This window comes from Actinomadura sp. CNU-125 (assembly GCF_001942465.1).
GTDB lineage: Bacteria > Actinomycetota > Actinomycetes > Streptosporangiales > Streptosporangiaceae > Spirillospora.
Map to the genome: position 1 here is coordinate 1 of NZ_MKJY01000242.1, position 8,272 is coordinate 8,272.

Here is an 8,272-nt window from a genome sequence, read left to right on the forward strand (position 1 = left end):
GGCAACGTGCTGGGCGTCGTGACGTTCGCCGTCCTGTTCGGCGCCGCGCTCGTCGCGATCGGGGAGCGCGGCGAACGGGCGTCGGGGGAATTCGAGGGCGCGGCGCGAGCGGCGTCGTGTTCCTGCAGGACGAGACGGTCCGTGGCGCGGCCCGTCACGTCGTGCAGGGCGTGCCGGACGTCGAGGAGCAGGTCGTGGGCGTCGCGGACGCGGCCGACGGGGGCGGGGGCGACCCAGGACGCGGCGACGGCGCGCATGACGTGGACGTCGCGGAGTCCGCCGCGCGATTCCTTGAGGTCGGGTTCGAGGAGGAAGGCGAGTTCGCCGTGCGCGGCCCAGCGGGCGCGGCAGAGGTCGGCGAGTTCGGGGAGGCGGGTGCGGGCGTGGGCGCGCCAGTCGGCGAGAACGGCGGCGCGCAGTTCGTCGAGGAGGGCGGGGTCTCCGGTGACGTGCCGGGCGGCGAGCAGGCCGAGGGCGGCCTTGAGGTCGGTGCGGGCGACGTCGCGGGCTTCGGCGACGGTGCGGACGGAGTGGTCGAGGCGGATCCCGGAGTCCCAGAGGGGGTACCAGACGCGGTCGGCGATCTCGGCGATGTCGGGGCGGCCGCGGTGCAGCAGGACCAGGTCGAGGTCGGCGCCGGGGGTGAGGTCGCGGCGGGCGTGCCCGCCGACGGCGACGAGCGCGATCGCCCGTTCCGGGCCGCGGTTCCCGGCGCCGTCGTCCGGCGGTTCGGCGAGGAGGCCGGCGAGGCGGCGGTCGCGTCGGCGGCGCGCTCGGCCCGGGCCGCCGCGAGGGCGGTCCGGGCCGAGTTCCCCGTGCGCACCGTCATCTACAGGGCGTCCGGGCCGGTCTCGCCGGTCCGGACCCGGACGACCGTGTCGACCGGGACGGCCCAGACCTTGCCGTCGCCGATCTTGTCGGTGCGGGCGGCCTTGACGAGCACGTCGATGATGTCGTCGGCGTCCTCGCCGTCCACGAGGACCTCGATGCGCAGCTTGGGCACGAGGTCGACCTTGTACTCGGCGCCCCGGTAGACCTCGGTGTGGCCCTTCTGGCGGCCGTAGCCGCTGGCCTCGCTGACGGTCATGCCGCGCACCCCGAAGGTTTCGAGGGCCGCCTTGACCTCGTCCAGCTTGAACGGCTTGATCACCGCGGTGATGAGCTTCATCCCCGCACCTCTTCCTTGGTCTCGTCCTGCACGCCTTCATCGTGCACCGGGGCGGGCACGGCGGCGGTGGCGCCGGATCCGGCGCGGACGGCGCCGAAGTCGTAGGCGGTCTCGGCGTGCGCCGTGCGGTCGATGCCGGCGAGTTCGTCGTCGTCGCCGATCCGGAAGCCCATCACCAGGTCGATGACCTTGGCGATCACCCAGGTCACGACGAACGAGTAGACGAGCGTCGCGAGGACGGCGAGGGCCTGCTTGCCGAGGAGGCCGAGGCCGCCGCCGGCCAGCAGCCCGTCGGCGCCGGCGTCGTTGACGGCGGTGGTGGCCAGGATGCCGATGAGCAGGGCGCCGACGATGCCGCCGACCATGTGGACGCCGACGACGTCGAGCGAGTCGTCGTAGCCGAGCTTGTACTTGAGGCCGACCGCGAAGGCGCAGAGCGCACCGGCGACGAGGCCGATCGCGATGGCGCCGAGCGGGGTGACGAACGCGCACGCCGGGGTGATCGCGACGAGCCCGGCGACGATGCCGGAGGCGATGCCGAGCGTGGTGGACGAGCCGTCCCGCAGCTTCTCGACGACGATCCAGGCGAACGCGGCGGCGCAGGTGGCGACGATCGTGTTGATGAACGCGACCGCGGCGGTCGAACCGGCCGACAGGGCGGAGCCGGCGTTGAACCCGAACCAGCCGAACCACAGCAGACCGGCACCGAGCAGGACGAACGGGAGGTTGTGCGGGCGCATCGGGTCCTTCGGCCAGCCCTTGCGCTTGCCGAGGACGAGCACGAGCGCGAGCGCCGCGACGCCGGCGTTGATGTGCACGACGGTGCCGCCCGCGAAGTCGAGGGCGCCGAGATCGAAGATCCAGCCCGCCTGACCGCCCTCCTCGCCGTCCGACCACCACACCCAGTGCGCGATCGGCAGGTACACGAGCGTGACCCAGACCAGGGTGAACAGGACCCAGGCGCCGAACTTGGCACGGTCCGCGACGGCGCCGCTGATGAGCGCGACCGTGATGATCGCGAACGTCGCCTGGAACGCCACGAACACCAGTTGCGGGATGCCGGAACCGTCGTCGGCGGTCGCGACGTTCTCCAGGCCGACCAGGCCCCAGTCTCCGAATCCGCCGATGAACGAACTGAGGGATCCGCCCGAGGTGAACGCGAGCGAGTACCCGTACACGACCCACACCATGCCCACCACGGCGATGGAGACGAAGCTCATCATCATCATGTTGAGCACGCTCTTGGCCCGGCTCATGCCCCCGTAGAAGAAGGCCAGGCCCGGTGTCATCAGGAGGACGAGCGCCGCGCTCGTCAACATCCATGCGGTGTTTCCGCTGTCGACTGTCATCTCTGCCAGTGCCCCTCCTCGCCGGGGAAAACGAACTGTTCAGAGATTGGGCCTCGGCCGTTTCGCTCCGGGGGCTCTCGCGTTTCCACGGTGTGAAATGGGCACCGGTCATGTTGCCGGTCTGTTTCGGACTCCTCACAGGCGCGTTCCGCCGCTGTGAGGACCGAAAACGACCGGAACCTCCGGAAAGGCGGGAGCCCCGCACGCGGTGGCGTGCGGGGCTCCGGGGCGGAGATCCGAAGATCCGGGAGGCGGGCGGTCAGTCGCCGAGGATCGCGTCGACGAACGCTTCCGGCTCGAACGGCGCGAGGTCGTCCGGGCCCTCGCCGAGCCCGATGAGCTTGACGGGGACGCCGAGTTCGCGCTGCACCTGCACGACGATGCCGCCCTTGGCCGTCCCGTCCAGCTTCGTCAGCACGACGCCGGTGACGTTGACGACCTCGGCGAACACGCGGGCCTGCTGCATGCCGTTCTGGCCGGTGGTGGCGTCCAGGACGAGCAGCACCTCGTCGACCTGGGCCTGCTTCTCCACGACGCGCTTGACCTTGCCGAGCTCGTCCATCAGCCCGGTCTTGGTGTGCAGCCGGCCCGCGGTGTCGACGATGACGGCGTCGACCTTGGTGTCGATGCCCTGCTTGACGGCGTCGAACGCGACGCTGGCGGGGTCGGCGCCCTCGTCCTTGCGGACGACCTGGGCGCCCACGCGGGTGCCCCACGTCTCCAGCTGGTCGGCGGCGGCGGCGCGGAAGGTGTCGGCGGCGCCGAGCAGCACGGTGCGCCCGTCGCCGACGAGGACCCGCGCGAGCTTGCCGCAGGTGGTGGTCTTGCCAGTGCCGTTGACGCCGACGACCATCAGGACGGCGGGCCGTCCGCCGTGCGGGCCGGTGTTCAGCGACCGGTCCAGGTCGGCGCCGATCTGCTTGACCAGCTCCTCCTTCAGCAGCGCCCGCACCTCGGCGACGTCGCGGGTGCCGAGGACCTGGACGCGCGTGCGCAGGTCGTCGGTGACCTGCGAGGCCACGGCGGCGCCCATGTCGGCGGTGATGAGGGTGTCCTCGATCTCCTCCCAGGCGTCGTCGTCGAGGGTGTCGCGCGCCAGCAGGACCAGGAGCGTCTTGCCGAAGGCGTTCTGGGAGCGGGCGAGCCGGGCGCGCAGCCGGACGAGCCGGCCCGCGCCGGGCGGCGGCTTCTCGATCTCGACCGTCGGCGGCGGCGCGGGGGCTTCGGTGGGCGGCGCGCGTTCGAGCGTCGGGGCCGTCCCCTCCGCCTCGTCGACGGCGGTCGCGCCGCCGCGCCGCTCCTCGGCGGGTTCCTCGGTGGGCGGACGCTGCCTGAGGCGGCCCGGCCGCAGCAGCAGGAAGCCGCCGACGATCAGGCCGACGACGACCAGCACGGCGATGAGGATCAGGTATTCCATTCCCATAGCGCCCCCAGTTTTCCAGACCGGCGCGCCGGCGCCGAACACGCTGCACCGGCCGCACGACCGCCCCGCGTCGCGTCCGGTCCCGGACGCGCGTGATCAGCCCCGGAGCCGTGGCGGCTCCGGGGCTCCTGAAAGGGATGCCCGTTCGGAGCCCTCCCACTCGTCGACGTTGCGCAGCAGCGCTTCGAGGTAGGTGCGCAGGTGGCTGCGGTAGACGTCGCTGTAGGTGCGCAGGTAGGCGACCTCGCTCTCCAGCCGCCGCCGCTCGCCGGCGGTCGCGCCGCCCTCGGACGGCGTCGGGGACGGCGTCGGGGACGGCGACGCCGCGGGCGCGGGGGCCCGTTCGGCCACGCGGACGGCGGCGTCCGCGATCGCGGCGGCCCTGCGGTGGGCCTCCTCCAGCATCTGCTCGGCGCGGCCCTTGGCGTCGGACAGGATCGCCTCGCGGTGCAGCCGGGCCTCGTGCGCCAGCTCGCGGGTGTAGCGCTCGGCGTCGGCGACGTAGAGGTCGGCGGTCTGCTGCGCCTGGGAGAGGATCCGGACGGCCTGGAAGTGCGCGTCCTGGGGCGCCATCACTCCCGTCCCCTCGCCGCCCGCGCCCTCGCCCCCGTCCGGGGCGGTCGAGCCGGTCCGGGCGCGCAGCCGGTCGACCTCCTCGGCCAGCGCCGACTTCTCGCTGAAGATCTGGACGAGTTCCCGCTCGACGTACTGCAGGAAGTTGCGTACCTGGTCCTCGTCGTACCCGCGGCGGCCCAGCGCCGCGCGGGCGAACACCACCGACTGGAGTTCGCCCGGGGTGAGCCGCGTCCCGGCGGAGACGACGGGAAGGTTCGGGGAAGTCAACGGGTCACCTCTGTGCGTCTGCGAAGGATTCCAGTCTGATGCGCTCGCGTTCGACGCCGAGTTCGACGAGCCGCTCGACGGTGCCGCGCACCATCTCGGCCGACCCGCACACGTAGGCGTCGTGCCCGGTCCAGGGGCCGCGGCGGGCCACCACGTCGGACAGGTTCCCGTGCTCGACGTCGTCACCGCCCCCCGTGAACTGACCGAACTGTCCGGCCTGTCCGGGTTGGCCGGACTGGCCGAACTGGAGGGCGCCCGACTGGAGCAGCGTCGAGAAGCCGTGGCCGCCCGTGTCGTCCGATACGGCGGGCACGACGGTGAGCCAGGGCAGGTCCTCGGCCATCTTGTGCAGGTGTTCCAGGTCGTAGAGGCCGTCGCGGTCGCGGGCGCCGAAGAAAAGGTGGACCCGGGGCGGGGACGGCCGGCCGGCGATCTGTTCGAGGATCGCCTTGAGGGGCGCGAGGCCGGTGCTGCCCGCGACGAGCAGGACGTCACGGCCGGACGACTCGTCCAGCGTGAGCGTGCCGATCGGTGCGCCCATCCGGACGCGGTCGCCGGTCTGCGTGCCGCGCACCAGCACGGGGCTGACCGGGCCGCCGTCGACGAGCCGGACGTGGAAGTCGACGGTGTTGTCGGGGCGCGGCGCGTTGGCCATGGAGTAGTAGCGCCAGTGCCGCAGCCGGGCGGGCACCTCCAGGGCCACCGACTGGCCCGGCGCGTACGGCAGCGGCCGGTCGGGCTGGACGCGCAGGACGCTGATGTCGAAGCGGCGCCGTTCGATGCCGACGACCTGCCCGTTCCACCAGGCGGGACGGTTCAGGGCGTCCTCGTCGGCGGCCTCCAGCATGACCTTGGCGACCAGGGTGTAGGCGGCGTTCCAGTCGCTTTCGAGGTCGTCGCTCCAGGCGGGGCCGGAGAAGTGCCGCAGCGTGGTGAGCAGGCTGGCGCCGACGTGCGGGTAGTGCTCGGAGATGATCCCGAACCGGCGGTGGTCGCGGCCGAGCTGCTGCAGGAACGGGACGAGGTTCTGCAGGTCGTCGACCCGCGCCACGATCGTCCCGAGCGCCCGCAGCAGCTTGTCGCGCTGCCCGGTCATGCCGATCGGGAACATGTCGCGCAGGTGCGGGTTGCGGACGAACAGGTCGGCGTAGAAGAAGAGCGCGACCGCGTCGCCGTGCTGCGCGACCTGAGCGAAACTGTGCTTGAGACGTTGTGCGTCCACGTTGGCGGGGGGCTGGTCGGCGGCCGGTCAGGCGACGGGCTCGGCGGCGGCCTCCTGCATGACCTGGGCGACGACGCCGTAGGCGGCCGTCCAGTCCCGTTCCAGGTCCTCGTTCCACTCCGGGCCGCTGAAGTAGGCGAGGGTGGCGATCAGGCTCGCGCCGACGTGCGGGTAGTAGTCGGCGACGACCCCGAAGCCGTTGTGGCGGCGGCCGAGGTCCTGCAGGAACGGGACGAGTTCCGCTTCGTCGTCCACGGACGCCACGATGTGCGAGAGCGCGGTCAGCAACTTCTCGTGCTGCTTGGCCATCGCGCCGCTGAACAGCGACCTGAGCTGCGGGTTCTTTTCGAACAGATCGGCGTAGAAGTATTCGGCGACGTCGATGCCGTTTCCGCCTACGAGTTCGAAGTTCTGCTTGAGACGCAGGGCGTCCATGACACACCTTTCTAGTGGTCCTCCGCACCGGGCGGGGTGTCCGGAATGAGGGGTCTTGAGAACCACGGGGCTCATGCGTAGTGGATCGCGGCGGGGGACACAAGTTCACGGCGGTCGCGGCACCGTCACCATCGGTGACCCAAAAAAGCGAAGATCATTCGCGTTCGGCCGCCGGTGCGCGTCCCTTCACGCGACGTCCTGCGACGACGGCGAACCGGGGACGGCACGGGCACGGGGATTCGGTCCGCGCCGGACGACGGGCCCGCGTGATTTTCCCCGCAGAACGAAAATTCGGCCCGGGTTATCTGGACCTGCCAAAAAGGCCGTTCCGGATGTCGATCACGGCGTCAGGACTTGTCATCCTTCTCTAGTCGCTGGCTGACGACCTGTGTCACGCCGTCGCCGCGCATGCTGACCCCGTACAGGGCGTCCGCGCCCTCCATCGTCCGCTTCTGGTGCGTGATGACGATCAGCTGGGACGACTCGCGGAGCTCCTCGAAGACGGTGATCAGCCGCTGGGTGTTGGTGTCGTCCAGCGCCGCCTCGACCTCGTCCAGCACGTAGAACGGGGACGGCCGGGCCTTGAACACCGCGACGAGGAACGCGATCGCGACCAGGGACCGCTCCCCGCCCGACAGCAGCGACAGCCGCTTCACCTTCTTGCCGGGCGGCCGGGCCGCCACCTCGACGCCCGTCGTCAGCATGTCGTCGGGTTCGGTGAGCGACAGGCTGCCCTCGCCGCCCGGGAACAGCCGCGCGAAGATCCGCTCGAACTCGCGGGCCGTGTCGGCGTAGGCGGCGCCGAACACCTGCTGCACCCGCTCGTCGACCTCCTTGACGAGTCCGAGCAGCTCCCGCTGCGTCTTCTTCAGGTCTTCGAGCTGGGAGTTGAGGAACGCGTGCCGCTCCTCCAGCGCCGCGAACTCCTCCAGCGCGAGCGGGTTGACCTTGCCGAGCTGGTTGAGCTGCCGCTCGGCCGTCTTCGCCCGCTTCTCCTGCACCGCCCGCTCGTACGGGACGGGCCGCGCGTCCTCCCCCGCGTCCGGTGCGGGCGGCACGAGGACGTCCGGCCCGTACTCCCCGACGAGCGCGTCGACCTCCAGCCCGAAGTCGTCCATCGCCTTCTGCTCCAGCTGCTCCAGCCGGAGCCGCTGCTCGGCGCGCGCCACCTCGTTGCCGTGCACGACGTTCACGAGGCGTTCCAGCGTCGCCGACAGCTCCCGCACCTGGTTGCGGACGACCTTCAGTTCGGCCTCGCGCGCCGCCCGCGCCTCCTCGGCGGCCTCGCGCCGCCGCACCGCCGCCGCCAGCGACAGCTCGATGCGCTCCAGCGCCGCCCGCGCGCCCGTCAGGACGGCGTTGGCGACGCGGGCCTGCATCTCGCGGCGGGGCGCGGCGCTCGGCGGCGCAGGGCCCGCTCCTCGCGTTCGCGGCGGGCGCCGCGTTCCAGCGCGTCGGCGCGGCCCGCGATGGCCTGCACGCGCTCCTCGGCCGTCCGGACCGACAGCCGCGCCTCCATCTCGGCCGACCGCAGTTCCTGGACGCGCGCGTTCAGCTCGTCGCGCGCGTCGGTGTCGTGCCCGGCCTCGTCGCGACGTCGGCGGCCTCCTCGGCCTCGGCCAGCCGCAGCGCCAGGTCGTCCGCGGCCCCCATGTCCTGCTGGAGGGACTCGTTCGCGGCGTCCAGCGACTTGGTCAGCCGCTCGGCCTCGCCGCGCGCGGCGCGGACGTCGGCCTCCAGCGGGCGGCGCGCTTGGCCTCCTGCGCGGCCCGCGCCTCGACTCGCGGACGCGCGCGCGAACCCGGTCGAGATCGGACTGCGCCCGGTTCACC

The 8,272-nt window shown here is 72.2% G+C and carries 9 protein-coding genes and 1 pseudogene; all 10 read right to left on the minus strand.

Features of this window, described 5'->3' with window-relative positions; translation table 11 throughout:
- Positions 1-257 (minus strand): hypothetical protein (locus BJF79_RS61700; protein WP_262402607.1); only part of this gene is annotated, 257 nt, incomplete at its 3' end.
- A gap of 30 nt (positions 258-287) precedes the next feature.
- Positions 288-896 (minus strand): annotated as a pseudogene (locus BJF79_RS26230) ([protein-PII] uridylyltransferase); the annotation flags it as partial.
- Entirely contained in the window at positions 830-1,168 is a 339-nt protein-coding gene (locus tag BJF79_RS26235) for a P-II family nitrogen regulator (protein ID WP_075901319.1), read from the minus strand. The gene BJF79_RS26235 and the pseudogene BJF79_RS26230, both read right to left, overlap by 67 nt.
- The gene (locus tag BJF79_RS26240) at positions 1,165-2,517 is read right to left on the minus strand and encodes an ammonium transporter (RefSeq protein WP_075901321.1); all 1,353 of its coding nucleotides are present in this window, start codon (positions 2,515-2,517) and stop codon (positions 1,165-1,167) included. Before BJF79_RS26240 ends, BJF79_RS26235 begins: the two co-directional genes overlap by 4 nt.
- Positions 2,518-2,776: 259 nt before the next feature.
- Positions 2,777-3,934: a signal recognition particle-docking protein FtsY gene (gene ftsY, locus BJF79_RS26245; protein ID WP_075901323.1), complete on the minus strand. Its 1,158-nt coding sequence runs from the start codon at positions 3,932-3,934 to the stop codon at positions 2,777-2,779.
- A gap of 102 nt (positions 3,935-4,036) precedes the next feature.
- A complete protein-coding gene (locus BJF79_RS26250; protein WP_075901325.1) occupies positions 4,037-4,783 on the minus strand; it encodes a DivIVA domain-containing protein in 747 nt (248 codons plus the stop codon).
- Positions 4,784-4,787: 4 nt separating this feature from the next.
- A complete protein-coding gene (locus BJF79_RS26255; protein ID WP_075901327.1) occupies positions 4,788-6,005 on the minus strand; it encodes a globin domain-containing protein in 1,218 nt (405 codons plus the stop codon).
- A 27-nt stretch (positions 6,006-6,032) separates the two neighbouring features.
- The gene (locus BJF79_RS26260; RefSeq protein WP_075901329.1) at positions 6,033-6,440 is read right to left on the minus strand and encodes a globin domain-containing protein; all 408 of its coding nucleotides are present in this window, start codon (positions 6,438-6,440) and stop codon (positions 6,033-6,035) included.
- Positions 6,441-6,787: 347 nt separating this feature from the next.
- Positions 6,788-7,819 carry an AAA family ATPase gene (locus BJF79_RS26265; protein WP_410050142.1) on the minus strand — a complete coding sequence of 344 codons (1,032 nt, stop codon included), beginning with the start codon at positions 7,817-7,819 and terminating at the stop codon, positions 6,788-6,790.
- Positions 7,789-7,959: a hypothetical protein gene (locus BJF79_RS67325; RefSeq protein WP_410050143.1), complete on the minus strand. Its 171-nt coding sequence runs from the start codon at positions 7,957-7,959 to the stop codon at positions 7,789-7,791. The genes BJF79_RS26265 and BJF79_RS67325 overlap by 31 nt, the downstream gene beginning before the upstream one ends.
- Between the last annotated feature and the right edge of the window lie 313 nt (positions 7,960-8,272).

Bases quoted from the DNA above. Each gene is read 5' to 3' on its own strand.
- BJF79_RS26235 (WP_075901319.1), bottom strand. From the start codon at position 1,168: ATGAAGCTCATCACCGCGGTGATCAAGCCGTTCAAGCTGGACGAGGTC.
- BJF79_RS26240 (WP_075901321.1), bottom strand. From the start codon at position 2,517: ATGACAGTCGACAGCGGAAACACCGCATGGATGTTGACGAGCGCGGCG.
- ftsY (WP_075901323.1), bottom strand. From the start codon at position 3,934: ATGGAATACCTGATCCTCATCGCCGTGCTGGTCGTCGTCGGCCTGATC.
- BJF79_RS26260 (WP_075901329.1), bottom strand. From the start codon at position 6,440: ATGGACGCCCTGCGTCTCAAGCAGAACTTCGAACTCGTAGGCGGAAAC.
- BJF79_RS26265 (WP_410050142.1), bottom strand. From the start codon at position 7,819: ATGCAGGCCCGCGTCGCCAACGCCGTCCTGACGGGCGCGCGGGCGGCG.
- BJF79_RS67325 (WP_410050143.1), bottom strand. From the start codon at position 7,959: ATGGAGGCGCGGCTGTCGGTCCGGACGGCCGAGGAGCGCGTGCAGGCC.